The organism is Kitasatospora sp. NPDC090308 (assembly GCF_044769485.1).
GTDB lineage: Bacteria > Actinomycetota > Actinomycetes > Streptomycetales > Streptomycetaceae > Kitasatospora > Kitasatospora fiedleri.
Map to the genome: position 1 here is coordinate 66,733 of NZ_JBIVXY010000006.1, position 14,841 is coordinate 81,573.

A 14,841-nucleotide genomic window follows, 5' to 3' on the forward strand; every position below is an offset into this window, starting at 1 on the left:
AGAGAAACGACCTGATGGTCATTCAAGTCCGAAACACCGCAAGAGCATTGATCGCGGCCGGCCTGCTGTTCACCGGCGTGCTCACCGCCGCGCCGCCGGCCACCGCCGCCGGCACCCTGACCGCGCTGACCACGGTCCCGGCGTCCGACTTCACCCTCACCGCGGACTACCACCAGTACGAAGCGCTCGACGCGGCGCTGGTCTCGACGCTCGGGACGAGCGCCGTGCACACGGTGATGGACAACGCGAACCACGACCGGCAGGGGCTGGCGTCCTCCTTCTCGGTCGCCGGGCTGTCCACCGGCTTCCGGTTCGACGACGGCGACGACGGCGACTGCCAGAGCCTCCCGCAGGGCATCACCACCAGCCGGGACGCGGTGGGCACCGCGAACGGCGGCAACTACGACGGGCACCAGCTGGTGCTGGTCAGCTGGTACACGGCGGACGCCTGCAAGGGCAAGCACCAGCGCAGCCGGATCACCCTGGTCGACTGGGACGCCACCTACCCCAACAAGTACCGCAAGGTCCTGCTGGTCGAGCCGACCGGCACCCCGGCCGCGCCCAGCTTCAAGGACATCCCGATCCACGCCGGCGGGGTCTCCTGGTACGGCGACTACCTGTACGTCGCCGACACCGCGGTCGGCATGCGGGTCTTCGACATGCGCAAGATCCTGAACACCGACACCGGCGGCACCGCCGACCAGATCGGCCGCCAGTCCGGGTCGGTCTACTACGCGCACAACTACGCCTACGTGCTGCCCCAGGTCGGCACGGTCACGGCGCACACGTCGTCCTCCGTCACCGCGCTGGCGTGGTCGTCGATCTCGCTGGACCGGGTCAGCAAGTCGATCGTGACGACGGAGTACACCTGCCCGACCACCACGCCCTGCCCGGACTTCCCCGAGCGCGAGCCGCGCGCCGTCCGCTTCCCGTTCGCCCCGGGGGCCACCACCTTCGCCGCGTCGACCACCGCGAGCCAGGCGCTCCGGCTGCCCTGGTACCACCTCAACGGCGTGGCCTCGCACAACGGCCGGTGGTGGTTCAACTCCTCGGGCGAGAAGAAGCTCTCCTACTGGACGCCGACCGCCGGGTCCTCCACCTTCGCCTGGGTGGGCGGCGGCGAGAGCCTCTCCTACTGGGAGGACACCACCGGGCCCGACCTGCTCTGGTCCCTCCAGGAGACCACCGGCAACCGCAACGTCTTCGCCGTCACCCAGGCCACCTACGGCGGCGGCTGAGCCTCCCCCGGCCCCCGCGCCGTCCGGCCGCCGCCCGTCACCGCGCCACGGGCTACCGCCTCCCCCGCGCGTGCGCGAGACTCGGCATCACCCTCCCGCACGGAGCCCGCCCGGATCGTCTGCTGACCGGGCACGTGCCGGAGGGGCACGCACAGGAGGCGGCACGGTGGCGGAGAGCGGGACCCTGGACGGGACGGACACGGCGGGCGGGACGGACAGCGCGGGGAGTGGCGGGCGGGCCCGGCGGGCGGGGGTGCGGCGGCTGGGCGTGCTGGTGCTCGTCCTGGTGCTGCTCTGCCTGCCGCCGTGGTGGACGCTGCTGGCCGCCGGAGCCGACTGGCCGCTGCCGGTGGTGCTGGTGGGTACGGCGGTGCTGCTGGCCTGGATGGTCGGCTTCCCGTTCCTGATGGTCGCGGGCCACCGCTCGCGGGCGCGCGACGACCGGGCGGCCCGGATCGCGGACACCAGCCTGGGCGTGGTGTGGGTGCTGTTCACCTGGTCGGTGCTGGGCGGCCTGGCGGACCTGCTGCTGGCCGGGTTCGGCGTCGGCGGCACCGGCCGGGCCCGGGTGGTCGCGGCGGCCGTCGTCCTGGTGTCGGCCGGGCTGCTGGCCTGGGGGCACCACGAGGCGATGCGGGTGCCCCGGGTGCGGCGGCTGGACGTCCGCCTGCCGCGGCTCGGCGCCGGGCTGGACGGGACCAGGGTGGTGGTACTGGCCGACACCCACTACGGGCCGATCGACCGGGCGGCCTGGTCGGCGAAGGTCACCGGGGCGGTCAACGCGCTGGCGGCGGACGTGGTGGTGCACGCCGGGGACATCGCGGACGGCACGCCCGCCCAGCGCCGGGAGCAGTCCGCGCCGCTGGGCGCGGTCCGGGCCGCGCTGGCCCGGGTGTACGTGACGGGCAACCACGAGTACGGCGGCGAGGCGCAGGGCTGGCTGGACCGGATGGCGGAGCTGGGCTGGGAGGCGCTGCACAACCGCCACGTGGTGGTGGAGCGCGGCGGGGACGCCCTGGTGCTGGCGGGGGTGGACGACGTCACCGCGGCGTCCTCCGGCGAGGACGGGCACCGGGCCGACCTGTCCGGCGCGCTGGCCGGGGCGGACCCCCGGCTGCCGGTGCTGCTGGTCGCGCACCAGCCCAAGTACGTGCCGCAGGCGGTGGCCGCCGGCGTCGACCTCCAGGTCTCCGGGCACACCCACGGCGGCCAGATCTGGCCGTTCCGGTACCTGGTCCGGCTGGACCAGCCGGTGGTGCAGGGCCTGAGCCGGCACGGGGAGCGGACCCAGCTCTACACCAGCCGGGGCACCGGTTTCTGGGGGCCGCCGTTCCGGGTGTTCGCGCCGAGCGAGATCACCCTGCTGACGCTGCGCGCGGGCGAGGGCACCGGCGGGGCTGGCGGGGCCGCCGGGTGACGGCGGTTCAGCGGGCCCAGGACGGGACCCAGGCGCCGGCCGGGGCGGCCGTCGCGGCGGCGGCGAGGTGGGCGCGCAGCGCCGGGAGCGCGGGGTGCGGATCGTCCCGGTGGTGCAGCAGGGAGTGCGGGTAGACGGGGACGGGGTCGGTCACCGGGATGCGGCGCAGGCCGTGCCCGGTGGGCCAGACCAGCCGGGTGTCCTCGCCCATGAAGGTGGCCAGGGCGGGGGTGTCGGCGATGGTGTCGAGCAGCGCGTCGGAGCCGAAGTTGGGGCCGGTCGACTCGATGGTCAGCCCGAACTCGCCCGCCAGGGAGTCGTAGTAGGCGCCCCACTCGCTGCCGGGGAGGAGGCCGGGCATCCAGATCCGGTGCCCGGCCAGGTCGGCGAGCGGCACCGCGCGGGCGGCGGCGAGGGCGTGCCCGGGGCCGGTGAGCAGGTGCAGCGGCTCGTCGACGACCCGGACGGCGGTCAGGTCCTCGGGCAGCGGCCGGCCGGGCATGGCGACGGCCCGGAAGGAGGCGTCGACGCTGCCGGAGCGGATCGCGGCGACGGCGCTCTCGATGTCGAGCAGCATCACGATGTCCAACTCGACGTCCGGGTGGGCGCGGTGGAAGTCCCGCATCAGCCGGGAGGCCGCGCCGCGCGAGTTGATCACGTCGACGCGCAGCGGGCGGCGGCCGGTGCGGACGGAGGCGGCGGCCCGGTCGGCGGCCCGCAGCAGTGCGCGGGCGTGCGGCAGGAACGCCTGGCCGTCGATGGTGGGTTCGGCGCCGCGCGGGGTGCGGGTGAACAGCCGGACGCCCAGGTCGCGTTCGAGCCCGGCGATCCGCTTGGAGACGGCCTGCTGGGTGATCGCCAGGTCGGTGGCGGCCTTCTGGAACTGGCCCGCCTCCGCGACGGCGACGTAGGTGCGCACGGCTTCGAGGTCCACGGCGGGCCACCCTACCGAACAACGGACGGTTGTGGGCCGGTCGGCCTCCGATGGTCCGGGCGGGGGTGACGCGGCGGCGGGATCAACCGTCGTCTGTGCGGTGGACGGCCGGGTGCCGGCACCGGGGCCGGGTGCCGCCGCCGGAGCCGGTGGCCGGTTCCGGGCGGTCCGGCCGCTCCCGAACCTGGCGTTCCGGCGGGGAGCGTCCGGGATTCAGCCGCCGTACACGCTGTCTCCACGTCGGGTCGCCAGAGTTCCGGCCCGTGCCTAACTCACACTCGCGTGTCGGCGTCGCCTCCGTGTGCGCCGCGTCCCTGACGTTCTCCGGGCTGATCGTCACCGGACTGCTCGTCGCGCAGCCCGCCGCGGCGGCCGACCCGTCCGGCTACCAGAACGTGCGCATCAACGAGGTCACCTCCGCCGGCAACGACACGGTGGAGCTCTACAACGGCGGCCCGGCGGCGGTGAGCATCAGCGGCTGGAAGATGTCCGACGACGGCTTCTCCCCGCAGTCCTTCAGCCCGTCCGCGAGCAGCATCCCGGCCGGCGGCTTCGTCACCTTCAACTCGCCCAAGGGGCTGGGCGACTCCGACAAGGTGGTGCTCTACACGGCCGGCGGCACGGTGGTCGACCGGGTCGACTGGGCCACCGACAAGGCCAAGCCCGCGATCGCCCGCTGCGGCGACGGCACCGGCGGGTGGGTCACCGCCACCACCGCGGCCACCTTCGGCTCCGCGAACGCCGCGGGCTGCCCGGCCTCCGTGCCCGCCGCGAGCCGGGTCCGGATCAACGAGGTCGGCTCGGACGGCTCGGACACCGTCGAGCTGTACAACGGCGGCACCAGCGCCGTCAGCATCGGCTCGTGGAAGTACGTCGACGGCGACACCTCGCACTCCGCCGCCCCGATCTCGTCCTCCTCGCCGAGCGCGACCAGCATCCCCGCGGGCGGCTACGTCACGTTCGCCTCCACCATCGGGCTGGGCGACAACGACGCGTTGTTCCTGCTCGACGGCAGCGGCAACACCGTCGACTCGGTCACCTGGGCGACCGGCGGCGCCAAGCCCTCCGACGAGCGCTGCGCCACCGGCTTCCAGACCTCCGCGAACGCGACCTTCGGCGCCGTGAACTCCTGCGCGGGCAGCACCCCCGGCGGCGGCACCGGCGGCACCCCCACCGGCCGGCTGCTCGGCGGCGGCGGCTCGCTCACCAGCGGCTGCGCCCCCGAGGCGCCCGGCGGCACCGGCGCCAAGCCCGCCGGCACGCCGGCCTGGCCCGGCGGCCCGGACGTCACCATCGCCGACAACGTCTGCGCGTTCACCACCTCCACCGGCCCCGAGGGCCGGGACGTCAGCGGCCTGGCCTTCGACCCGGCCAACCCGTCCGTGCTGTGGGCCGCCAAGAACAAGAACTGGCTGTACAAGCTGGTCAAGAGCAACGGCAAGTGGGTCCCGGACGCCACCTGGAGCGCCACCGGCAAGCAGATCCGCTTCGCGGGCGGCACCGGCGAGCCGGACTCCGAGGGCCTGACCGTCGGCCCCGACGGCCACCTCTACGTGACCTCCGAGCGCGACAACACCAAGAACACCGCGCCCAAGGACACCGTCCTGGAGTTCGACCCGAACGCCACCGGCAGCACCCTGACCCCGCTCCACCAGTGGGACATGACCTCGCAGTTCCCGCAGCTCGACACCGGCAGCAAGGACGACGCCAACCTCGGCTTCGAGGGCGTCGGCTACGTCCCGGACAGCTGGCTGACCGCCAACGGCTGGACCGACCCGCTCACCGGCTCCGCCTACAACCCGGCGAACTACCCGCTGCACGGCGCCGGCCTGTTCTTCGCCGGGCTGGAGTACGACGGCACCCTGCACGTCTACGGCCTCAACTCGAACGGCAGCTTCACCACCTTCGGCACCGTCTCCACCGGCAAGCCGGGCGTGATGGACGTGACCTTCGACGCCGGCACCCAGCGGATCGTCGCCACCTGCGACAACACCTGCGGCGAGACCCACACCTTCCTGAAGGTCAACGCGAGCGGCGCGATCGTGCCGGACGTGACCTACACCAACCCCGCCGTCATGCCGGTCGACAACCTGGAGGGCTTCGCCCTCGCGCCGACCTCCACCTGCGCCAACGGCTTCCGCGAGGCGGTCTGGAGCGACGACGGCATCTACGGCTTCGGCTCCGGCACCTCCTCCTACGGGCACGCGCTCTACAGCGGCACCTTCCCCTGCTGAGCACCCCGCCTCCCGAGCGCACCGCCTCCTGAGCGCACCGCCTTCCGAGCACACCGGGCCCCGACCGCGCAGCACGCCGCGGCCGGGGCCCGCCGCCCGCGACCAGGGCCCGCCGCCCGGGACCGGGTCACTGGGGTGTCCGGATGGCCACGACCTTCACCGAGTCCTTCCTGCGCGCCGCCGAGCCGCACGCCGCCTGGGGCGCCGAGCAGTCGGAGGCGCTGGAACGGGCGCTGCCGGCCGCGCCGTGGACGGCCGACCTGACCGAGTGCGCCTACGAGAGCGGCGGCCGGACGCTGCGGGTGGGCCTGCTCGGGACGTACGACCCCGCGGGGCGGTCCTGGCTGTGGGGCTGGGCCGATCCGGGTTTCGGCGGGGCGCCCGTGACGGCCGCCTCCGCCCGGGTCGCGGAGTTCGGACGGGCGTACGGCGTACCGGAGTCGGCCGAACCCGAGGTCGACCTGTCCGGTTTCGCCGACCCGCGGCACGCGGCGGAGGCGCTGGCCTTCACCGGCATGGGCGTGCTCGGCGCGCCCGGCTGCATCGGGCAGGAGGCCGGGCCGCAGACCCGGGTGTACTTCGTGCCGGAGGACCCGTCACTGCCGCCGGCGCCGCTCGACCCGGTCACGGTGCCGCGCTTCCTGCTGACCGGCGCGGGGCTGTTCGGGCACGACGCCCGGGCCGTGGTGCGCGGCTACTTCGGGCACCACGGCGTGCCGGTGGCGGAGGGCCCCGACCTGATCACCGCCCGGCTGCCCGACGGGCGCGGCCTCCGGGTGTCGTTCGACCCGCTGGGCCGGATCGCCTCCGTCGAGGGCTCGGCGGGCGGGCGCTGACGGCTCAACTCCGGCTGTCCGAAGGGCCGTTCGCCGAGCCGTTCGCCGGATCGTCCGCGGGGCCGCCGGCCGGGCCGTCCGGTTCCCGGACGGGCTTGGTGAACAGCACGTCGCGGCCCTGGTCGGCGGCGCGCAGCAGCATCTCGGAGAGGTGGTCGAGGAACCGGGCGATGTTCTCCAGCCGCGTCCCGGCCGGGCTGGTCGAGCCGAGCACGACGACGCCCTGCCGGGCGGTGGCGGCCACCGCGGCGTTGGCGTGGGCGCTGGCCACCGCGGACTGGTACCAGATCTCGTCGTCCACCACGTAGCGCTCGCGGCGGCGCTCGTCGCGCTCCCGGCGGATCATCGACTGCTCGTCCAGGAAGGCCACCGCCTTGGAGACGGACGCCGGGCTGACCTGGAGGCGCCGGGCGAGTTCGGTGGCGGTCAGGCTGCCGGAGTCGGTGAGCAGCAGCGCGGCCAGCACCCGGGCGGGCATCCGGCTCAGGCCGGACTGCATGAAGACGGTGGTGATCGCCTCCTCGAAGGCGTCCACCGCGCCGGGGTCGCGCCCGTCGTCGGGGCGGTCGGCCAGGTGCGGGTCGCGGGGCGGCGCGGCCCGGCGGTGGGTGCGGTGCTCGGTGGCCCGTTGGGCGAGGTCGGCCCGGTAGCCGGCCGGGCCGCCGTTGCGCATGACCTCCCGGGTGACGGTCGAGGTCGGACGGTCGAGCCGGCGGGCGATCTCCGCGTAGGCCAGGTCGTCGGCCAGCCCCAGCGCGATCTGCTGGCGCTCCTGCTGGGTGAGCCTGCCTCCCGGCATCGGGGGCCTCCTTCTGCGGTGCGTGACGTTGCCGCGCCCAGCATAGCGTTCACCGTCATTTCATTGCAACGAATGCCACTCCTGACGTTGCGTTATCTCCAGGATCATTGCAACGATTTTCCTGCTTCTACCTGTGCTTATGGCATTTGATTGCAACAAGCTTGTTGCCCGATCCATGAACGCAACGTAGCGTTTCCAATGTCAGAAACGAAGCGGCGCCGCACCGGCACCGCACCGCGAACAGGGAGCACACCATGCAGAAGTTCGACACCGCCGCCCCGGTCACCGTCGTCCTGGACGTCCCGGCCGGTCTGGTCCGGTTCATCGCCGCCGACCGCACCGACACCGTGGTCGAGCTGCGCCCCGCCGACCCGGCCAAGGGCCGTGACGCGAAGGCCGTCGAGCACACCGAGGTCGGCTACGCCGACGGCGTGCTGCGGATCGTCACCGACTCCGCCGCGCACCGCCTGCTCGGCCCGTCCGGCGCGCTGGAGGTCACCGTGCAACTGCCCTCCGGCTCCACGGTCGAGGCGAAGAGCGCGGACGCCCGGCTCCGCGGCGTCGGCCGGCTCGGCGCGGTCACCTTCGAGAGCGCCCGGGGCTCGGTCAAGCTCGACGAGGCGTCCGCCGCCCGACTCACCCTCCAGGACGGCGACATCGAGGTCGGCCGCCTCACCGGCCCCGCCGCGTTCAGCACCCAGCGCGGCGACCTGACCGTCGCCGAGGCGGTGCGCGGCGCGCTCGAACTGACCACCCGGTCCGGCTCGATCGCGGTCGGCGTGGCCCGCGGCGTCTCCGCCTCGCTGGACGCCGGCACCGGCCACGGCCGCATCGACAACGCGCTGCGCAACGCCGACGACGTCCCGGCGGTCACCATCCGCGCCACCACCGCGCACGGCGACATCTCCGCCCGCACCCTCTGACCCGCCGCCGCCGCCCCACTCAGCCCGGCCCGGCCCGACCCAGTCCAGCACCGCCGTCCCCGCACCGACCCCCACACCCCCAGGAGCACCCCATGACCGGCCTGGCCATCGCGGCGAACGGGCTGCGCAAGTCCTACGGCGACAAGAGCGTCCTGAAGGGCGTCGACCTCGCCGTCCCCACCGGAACGGTCTTCGCCCTGCTCGGCCCGAACGGGGCCGGCAAGACCACCGCCGTCAAGATCCTCTCCACCCTGGTCACCCCCGACGCCGGGGAGATCAGCGTCGGCGGCCACGACCTGGCCACCGAGGCCCAGCAGGTGCGCGCCGCGATCGGCGTCACCGGCCAGTTCTCCGCCGTCGACGGCCTGATCACCGGCCGGGAGAACATGCTGCTGATGGCCGACCTGCACCGCCTGCCCAAGGCCGAGGGCCGCCGGGTGGCCACCGAGCTGCTGGCCCGCTTCGACCTCACCGACGCCGCCGACAAGCCCGCCTCCACCTACTCCGGCGGCATGAAGCGCCGCCTGGACATCGCGATGACCCTGGTCGGCGACCCCCGGATCATCTTCCTCGACGAGCCCACCACCGGGCTCGACCCGCGCAGCCGCCACGGCATGTGGCAGATCATCCGGGAACTGGTCGCCGGCGGCACCACCATCCTGCTCACCACCCAGTACCTGGAGGAGGCCGACCAACTCGCCGACCGGATCGCCGTCCTGCACGACGGCGTGATCGCGGCCGAGGGCACCGCCGAGGAGCTCAAGCGCCTGGTCCCCGGCGGCCACGTCCGGCTCCGGTTCACCGACCCCGCCGCCCACCGCGCCGCGGCCGACGCACTCGCCGAGGCCGCCCGCGACGACGAGGCGCTCGCCCTGCGCGTGCCCAGCGACGGCAGCCAGCGCGCCCTGCGCTCGGTCCTCGACCGGCTGGACGCCGCCGGCGTCGCGGCCGACGAACTCACCGTCCACACCCCCGACCTGGACGACGTCTTCTTCGCCCTGACCGGCGCCCCCGCCCTCCCGGCCCAGACCGCCGCCCCCGCCACCCAGGCCGCTTCTGCCGCTTCCGCCGCTTCCGCCAAGGAGAACGCACGATGAGCCAGCTCGCCCTCGCCGTCCGCGACTCGTCCACCATGCTGCGGCGCAACCTGCTGCACGCCCGGCGCTACCCGTCGCTCACCCTGAACCTGCTGCTCACCCCGGTGATGCTGCTCCTGCTGTTCGTCTACGTCTTCGGCGGCGCGATGAGCGGCGGCCTGGGCCGCTCCGCCTACGTCACCTACCTGGTGCCCGGCATCCTGATGATGACCATCGGCTCGACCGTGATCGGCACCGCCGTCTCGATGGCGACCGACATGAACGAGGGCATCGTCGCCCGGTTCCGCACCATGGCGATCCACCGCGGCTCGGTGCTGTTCGGCCGGGTGGCCGGCAGCGTGCTCCAGTCGGTGGCCAGCGTGGTGCTGGTCGGCGCGGTCGGGGTGGCGATCGGCTTCCGCTCGCACGACGCGAACCTGCTGGAGTGGCTGGCCGCGTTCGGCCTGCTCGCCCTGGTCGCCCTGGCGCTCACCTGGATCGCCGTCGGCATGGGCCTGGGCAGCCCCAACGCGGAGGCCGCCAGCAACGCCGCGATGCCGCTGATCCTGCTGCCGATGATCTCCAGTGCCTTCGTCCCGCTGCACTCGATGCCCGGCTGGTTCCAGCCGGTCGCCCAGTACCAGCCGTTCACCCCGGCCATTGAGACCCTGCGCGGCCTGCTGCTGGGCACCGGCATCGGCAACAACTGGTGGATCGCCCTGCTGTGGTGCGCGGCCCTCACCGTCCTCGGCTACCGCTGGTCCCGCGCCCAGTTCGACCGCGACCCGCGGTAACCACCGTCCGCACCGCACCCTCGGGGCCCTTCCGACGGCACGTCGAACCACCCGCACGGCAACGCGGTCGCCGCGGCGCGGGAAGGTGGATGACGAGCCGTCGGAAGGGCCGTTCCGCGTGCGCGCCCCGCACGCCTGCGGGCCCGTGACCGCCACCGTCACAGCCGCTGCCGCGGACGTGCGGGGGAACGGTGGGAGGCGGGTGGCGCGGAGGGCGCTGCGGCGCCGGGGGTCGACCGCCCGGACGCCGGGGGTCCGCGGATCGCGGCGCTGCCGCGCGGTGCGGCTGTGGCCGCCGCCGTTCCGGACCCGGTGCGAACCGCGAGGGAACGAACCGCACGAGCTGCGCGGGCCTCGTGTGGTGCGGGTGCCGGCCGGTCCTCAGTGGCCGGCCGGGGCGTCGGACGTCGTCGCCCGCCACCGCCGGCATCCGCTCCCGGCCGGTGGCCCGCCCCGGGGACGGTGGTCCGCCCCGTTCCGGGTCAGGTGGTTCAGTGTCCGGCGGCCCCCTGCGTCCAGACCGGGTCGAGGACGAGGGCGGTGAGCGCCTCGCCGTTCAGCACCGGCGGCCCGGCGTACAGGTCCTGGCCGTGCCCGGGGAGCGGGACGTTGCCGGACTCGGCCGTGATGACGGTGCCGTCGGTGCGGTACAGGTCGGCCCGCCACACCTGCGGGAGGTCCGCCGGCGCCGGCGGGAGGGAGAGCACCAGGGCGCTGCCGTCCGGCTGCCGGGTGGCGGAGCAGCCCGGCCGGTTGTTGCACGGGTCGGCCGGCTGTCCGGTCCCGTTCGGCAGGTGCTCGACGCTGAGCTGCACGGTGCCGGTCTTCGTGCCGTTGGTGACGGTGTACCCCGCGCCGATCGTCTCCGGCAGGGGTCGGCTCGGCGCCGGGGTCCCGCCCTGGAGCTCGGCCAGCCTCTTCCGCTCCTCCGCGTCGGCGCCCGTGCTCCGGCTGTCGACCAGCGTCGGCCGGCCGTCCGCGTGGTACCCGGTCGGGAAGCGGCTGCTGAGCAGGTCGGCGATCTCCGCGGGCGTGGTCGGCCCGGTACGGACGGTCGACGCGGAGAGGGAGGCGGACACGGAAGCCGTGCCCTGGCCGGCCGGGCCCACCGCGACGGTGCGCGACGGGCCGCCCGCGAGGGCGGTCGCGCCGAACACCGCGACCGCGGCCACCGCGGCGGCGCTGCCCGTGACGGCGGCGAGCCGCAGCCCCCGGCGGCGGCGGCCGCGGTGCACCAGCTCGGCCACCGGGGCCGGTCCGGCGGTGCCGTGACGGTCCGCCAGGTCCCGCAGCGCGCGGGACATCTCCTGGTCTTCGATGTCGTTCATCGCGTGATGTTCTCCTGGTTCTTCGACTGGATCAGCTGGGTCGCCCGGACCGGCGCCCAGTCCGACGGCCGGTCCGACGGGCGGTCCACCGGGCGGTCCTTCGACAGGGCGGTGCGCAGCCGGGCCACCGCCCGGAAGTGCTGGCTCTTGACGGTGCCGACCGAGCAGCCGAGGATCGCGGCGGTGTCCTTCTCCGACAGGTCCTCGAAGTGCCGCAGTACGACCACCGCCCTCTGGCGGGGCGGTAGTTCGCGCAGCGCCCGGTACAGCTCGTCCGAAGCCTCCGGCGCCGTCGGGCCCCCGGTGGGGGCGTCCGGCGGTTCGGCGATGAGCAGTTCCCTACGACGTCGCCGCCACCAGCTGATGTGGTTGTTGACCAGCATCCGCCGCAGGTAGGCGTGCGGGTCGTCGGTCCGCGTCCGGCGCCAGCGCACGTACAGCTTGACCAGGCAGTCCTGGAGGAGTTCCTCCCCCCGGTGCCGGTCACCCGCGATCAGCGTCGCGGTGCGCAGGTGCCGGGGCCAGGCGGTCCCGACGAAATCGGCGTAGGCGTCGTCCTCGGTTTCTCGGCTCACACCGACCAGACGCCCGGGCCCGGCGGAAAGGTTGTCAGCCCCGCCGACGACCTGCGGCCCGGGCCGCCACCGCCCCGGGGTCCACCCCCAGGGCCCGGCTCGGGGCCGGTTCGGGGTCGGTTCGGGGTCCGCCCCGGATGGCCCGGCGCGGCCCGAGCGGAAGACTCTTCCACGTCAGCGGGCAAGCGGCGCAGGGAAGTCGGGGAGGCCGGGGATGAGCACGAGGATGATGGGACGCGAGCTGGCGGGCACGGCCGCGATCAGCGCGCTGGTGGTGGCGCTCGGCGAGGCCGACCCGTCCGGCGCCGGTGAGCCCGGTGCCGGGGCGTTCGGCGCCGGGGCGTTCGGCGCCGGTCCGGCCGGGCTGGACGCCGCCGCGCTGCGGGCCTCGATCGCCGACCCGTCCGGCGCCGGGCTCACCAGCGCCGTGGTGCGGGTCGGCGGCACCGGCGGCCACTGGACGGGCACCGCGGGGACGGGCGACCCGGCCACCGGGCGGCCGGTGCGGGCGGACGGCCGGTTCCGGATCGGCAGCATCTCCAAGGTGTTCACCGCCACCGTGCTCCTGCAACTCGCCGCCGAGCGGCGGATCGACCTGGACGGCACCGTCCAGCGCCATCTCCCGGTGGCGCTGCCGGTCGGCCACCCGCCAGTGACGGTGCGCCAGCTCCTGAACCACACCAGCGGGCTGCCCGGCGGCAGCGAGCTCGGCGACGACGACGGCAGCGCCGCCTGGTTCGTCGCGCACGCCGCCGACCGCCGGACCCCGCAGCAGGTGCTCGACTCGCTGGCCGGCCGACCGGCGCAGTTCGCCCCCGGCACCGCCCAGCAGTACAACGGCGTCAACTACTTCCTGGCGGGCCTGCTGATCGAGCGGGTCACCGGCCGGAGCTTCGCCCGGGAGGTCACCGACCGGGTGCTGCGCCCGTTGGGCCTGCACCGCACCTCGGTGCCCGACGCCGCCGACACCTCGCTGCCGGACCCGAGCGCGCACGCCGTGCTGGCCGTGCCCCGGCCGGACGGCGGCACCGACCTGGCGGACGTCACCCGGCAGAGCCCGTGGCCGTGGGCCGAGGGCGGCATGGTCTCCACCGCGCCCGATCTGGAGCGCTTCCTCACCGCGCTGCTCGGCGGCCGTCTGCTGCCGCCCGCCCAGCAGGCCGAGCTGTTCACCGTCCCGGACGTGCCGAACTTCCGGGGCCCGGGCCCCGACCTCGGCCCGGCCGCCGGCCGGGCCTGCCTCAGCGCCGGCCTGATGCGCCTCTCCCCCGCGCCCGGCCTGGTGCTGTGGGGCAAGACCGGCAGCCGTCCGGGCTGGACCAGCGGCGTGTTCGCCACCCGGGACGCCGCCCGGACCCTGGTGTACTCCTTCACCCCGACCTCCCGCCGGGGCGCCCCGTTCACCGCCCAGTACCGGGTCGCCGCCGCCGCGTTCGGCCTGCCCGGGCTGTGAACGGGCGCCCGGCGGGCGGAGCACCCGGCGGACGGGAACGGCGGACGGGAACGGCGGACGGGAACGGCGGACGGGGCCCGCGCCGCCGTCGCGGCGGTACGGGCCCCGTCCGGGGCGGTCAGCGGGCCGGTCAGCCCGCGGCGAGCAGTTCCAGGGTGTCGATCACCCGGTTGGAGAAGCCCCACTCGTTGTCGTACCAGGCGACCACCTTGACGTGGCGGCCGTCGACCCGGGTGAGCGCCGAGTCGAAGATCGAGGAGGCCGGGTTGCCGGTGATGTCGGAGGAGACCAGCGGGTCCTCCGAGTACTCCAGGACGCCCGCCAGCTTGCCCCCGGCGGCCTCGCGGTAGGCGGCGAGCACCTCCTCGCGGGTGACGTCGCGGGCGACGGTGGTGTTCAGCTCGACGATCGAGCCGACCGGGACCGGCACCCGGATCGAGTCGCCGGACAGCTTGCCGTCCAACTGCGGCAGCACCAGGCCGATCGCCTTGGCGGCGCCGGTGGTGGTCGGGACGATGTTGACGGCGGCGGCGCGGGCCCGGCGCGGGTCGCGGTGCGGGCCGTCCTGGAGGTTCTGCTCCTGGGTGTAGGCGTGCACGGTGGTCATGAACCCGTGCTCGATGCCCGCGAGTTCGTCGAGGACGGCGGCCAGCGGGGCCAGCGCGTTGGTGGTGCAGGAGGCGTTGGAGACGATGGTGTGCGCGGCCGGGTCGTAGGCCCCGGTGTTGACGCCGTAGGCGAGCGTGACGTCGGCGCCGTCGGACGGGGCGGAGACCAGCACCTTCTTGGCCCCGGCGGTCAGGTGGGCGCGGGCGGCCTCGGCGGAGGTGAAGCGGCCGGTGGCCTCCAGCACGATGTCGACGCCGAGTTCGGCCCAGGGCAGGTCGGCCGGGTCGCGCTCGGCGAGGACCTTGATCCGGCGGCCGTCGACCACCAGGGTGTCGCCCTCGACGGTGACCGGGCGGCCGAGCCGGCCCGAGGTGGTGTCGTAGGCGAGCAGGCGGCCGAGCGCGGTGGGCTCGGTCAGGTCGTTGACGGCGACGACCTCCAGCTTGCTGTCGCGCTCCAGCAGGGCGCGCAGCACGTTGCGACCGATGCGGCCGAATCCGTTGACGGCGATGCGGGTCATGGGGTGGTGCCCTTCTCTGCGGCTCTCGCCCGCTGTTCCGGCGGGGCTGACCACTCCACTGTCGCTCGCCGGGAGGGGAGGCGGTAGTGGCACCCGTGCCACGGT

Annotated in this window: 13 protein-coding genes; 8 read left to right on the plus strand and 5 right to left on the minus strand. The window is 74.7% G+C overall.

The window, feature by feature from the left end:
* The first annotated feature begins 14 nt into the window (after nucleotides 1-14).
* Together ACIQVD_RS16200 and ACIQVD_RS16205 are read left to right on the plus strand one after the other, a co-directional pair.
* The gene (locus ACIQVD_RS16200; protein WP_402289628.1) at nucleotides 15-1,238 is read left to right on the plus strand and encodes a hypothetical protein; all 1,224 of its coding nucleotides are present in this window, start codon (nucleotides 15-17) and stop codon (nucleotides 1,236-1,238) included.
* A 166-nt stretch (nucleotides 1,239-1,404) separates the two neighbouring features.
* Entirely contained in the window at nucleotides 1,405-2,655 is a 1,251-nt protein-coding gene (locus ACIQVD_RS16205) for a metallophosphoesterase (protein WP_402289630.1), read from the plus strand.
* A 7-nt stretch (nucleotides 2,656-2,662) separates the two neighbouring features.
* On the opposite strand, the gene ACIQVD_RS16210 is transcribed toward ACIQVD_RS16205, so the two are convergent.
* Nucleotides 2,663-3,589 carry a LysR family transcriptional regulator gene (locus ACIQVD_RS16210; RefSeq protein WP_402289632.1) on the minus strand — a complete coding sequence of 309 codons (927 nt, stop codon included), beginning with the start codon at nucleotides 3,587-3,589 and terminating at the stop codon, nucleotides 2,663-2,665.
* A gap of 299 nt (nucleotides 3,590-3,888) precedes the next feature.
* On the opposite strand from ACIQVD_RS16210, the gene ACIQVD_RS16215 reads away from it, so the two are divergent.
* Together ACIQVD_RS16215 and ACIQVD_RS16220 are read left to right on the plus strand one after the other, a co-directional pair.
* On the plus strand, nucleotides 3,889-5,823 hold the full coding sequence (locus ACIQVD_RS16215) for a lamin tail domain-containing protein (RefSeq protein ID WP_402289634.1): 1,935 nt from the start codon (nucleotides 3,889-3,891) through the stop codon (nucleotides 5,821-5,823).
* Nucleotides 5,824-5,966: 143 nt separating this feature from the next.
* Nucleotides 5,967-6,659 carry a DUF6882 domain-containing protein gene (locus tag ACIQVD_RS16220; RefSeq protein WP_402289637.1) on the plus strand — a complete coding sequence of 231 codons (693 nt, stop codon included), beginning with the start codon at nucleotides 5,967-5,969 and terminating at the stop codon, nucleotides 6,657-6,659.
* A gap of 4 nt (nucleotides 6,660-6,663) precedes the next feature.
* On the opposite strand, the gene ACIQVD_RS16225 is transcribed toward ACIQVD_RS16220, so the two are convergent.
* Nucleotides 6,664-7,458 carry a helix-turn-helix domain-containing protein gene (locus tag ACIQVD_RS16225; protein ID WP_402289639.1) on the minus strand — a complete coding sequence of 265 codons (795 nt, stop codon included), beginning with the start codon at nucleotides 7,456-7,458 and terminating at the stop codon, nucleotides 6,664-6,666.
* A 254-nt stretch (nucleotides 7,459-7,712) separates the two neighbouring features.
* Between ACIQVD_RS16225 and ACIQVD_RS16230 the strand changes: the two genes are divergently transcribed.
* The 3 genes from ACIQVD_RS16230 (at nucleotide 7,713) to ACIQVD_RS16240 (ending at nucleotide 10,251) form a co-directional block, all read left to right on the plus strand.
* Entirely contained in the window at nucleotides 7,713-8,381 is a 669-nt protein-coding gene (locus tag ACIQVD_RS16230) for a DUF4097 family beta strand repeat-containing protein (RefSeq protein ID WP_400683521.1), read from the plus strand.
* A 92-nt stretch (nucleotides 8,382-8,473) separates the two neighbouring features.
* Nucleotides 8,474-9,478: an ATP-binding cassette domain-containing protein gene (locus ACIQVD_RS16235; RefSeq protein WP_402289641.1), complete on the plus strand. Its 1,005-nt coding sequence runs from the start codon at nucleotides 8,474-8,476 to the stop codon at nucleotides 9,476-9,478.
* Nucleotides 9,475-10,251, plus strand: coding sequence for an ABC transporter permease (locus tag ACIQVD_RS16240; RefSeq protein ID WP_100837418.1), 777 nt, complete (start codon nucleotides 9,475-9,477; stop codon nucleotides 10,249-10,251). The genes ACIQVD_RS16235 and ACIQVD_RS16240 overlap by 4 nt, the downstream gene beginning before the upstream one ends.
* Before the next feature lie 491 nt (nucleotides 10,252-10,742).
* Here ACIQVD_RS16240 and ACIQVD_RS16245 read toward each other — a convergent pair whose 3' ends face one another.
* Nucleotides 10,743-11,579, minus strand: coding sequence for a hypothetical protein (locus tag ACIQVD_RS16245; RefSeq protein ID WP_402289644.1), 837 nt, complete (start codon nucleotides 11,577-11,579; stop codon nucleotides 10,743-10,745).
* Nucleotides 11,576-12,154, minus strand: a complete 579-nt coding sequence (locus tag ACIQVD_RS16250) for a SigE family RNA polymerase sigma factor (protein ID WP_402289646.1) — start codon at nucleotides 12,152-12,154, stop codon at nucleotides 11,576-11,578. The genes ACIQVD_RS16245 and ACIQVD_RS16250 overlap by 4 nt, the downstream gene beginning before the upstream one ends.
* Nucleotides 12,155-12,368: 214 nt before the next feature.
* Between ACIQVD_RS16250 and ACIQVD_RS16255 the strand changes: the two genes are divergently transcribed.
* Nucleotides 12,369-13,607, plus strand: a complete 1,239-nt coding sequence (locus ACIQVD_RS16255; RefSeq protein WP_402289649.1) for a serine hydrolase domain-containing protein — start codon at nucleotides 12,369-12,371, stop codon at nucleotides 13,605-13,607.
* 130 nt (nucleotides 13,608-13,737) lie between these two features.
* On the opposite strand, the gene gap is transcribed toward ACIQVD_RS16255, so the two are convergent.
* Nucleotides 13,738-14,736, minus strand: a complete 999-nt coding sequence (gap, locus tag ACIQVD_RS16260) for a type I glyceraldehyde-3-phosphate dehydrogenase (RefSeq protein WP_400683504.1) — start codon at nucleotides 14,734-14,736, stop codon at nucleotides 13,738-13,740.
* Between the last annotated feature and the right edge of the window lie 105 nt (nucleotides 14,737-14,841).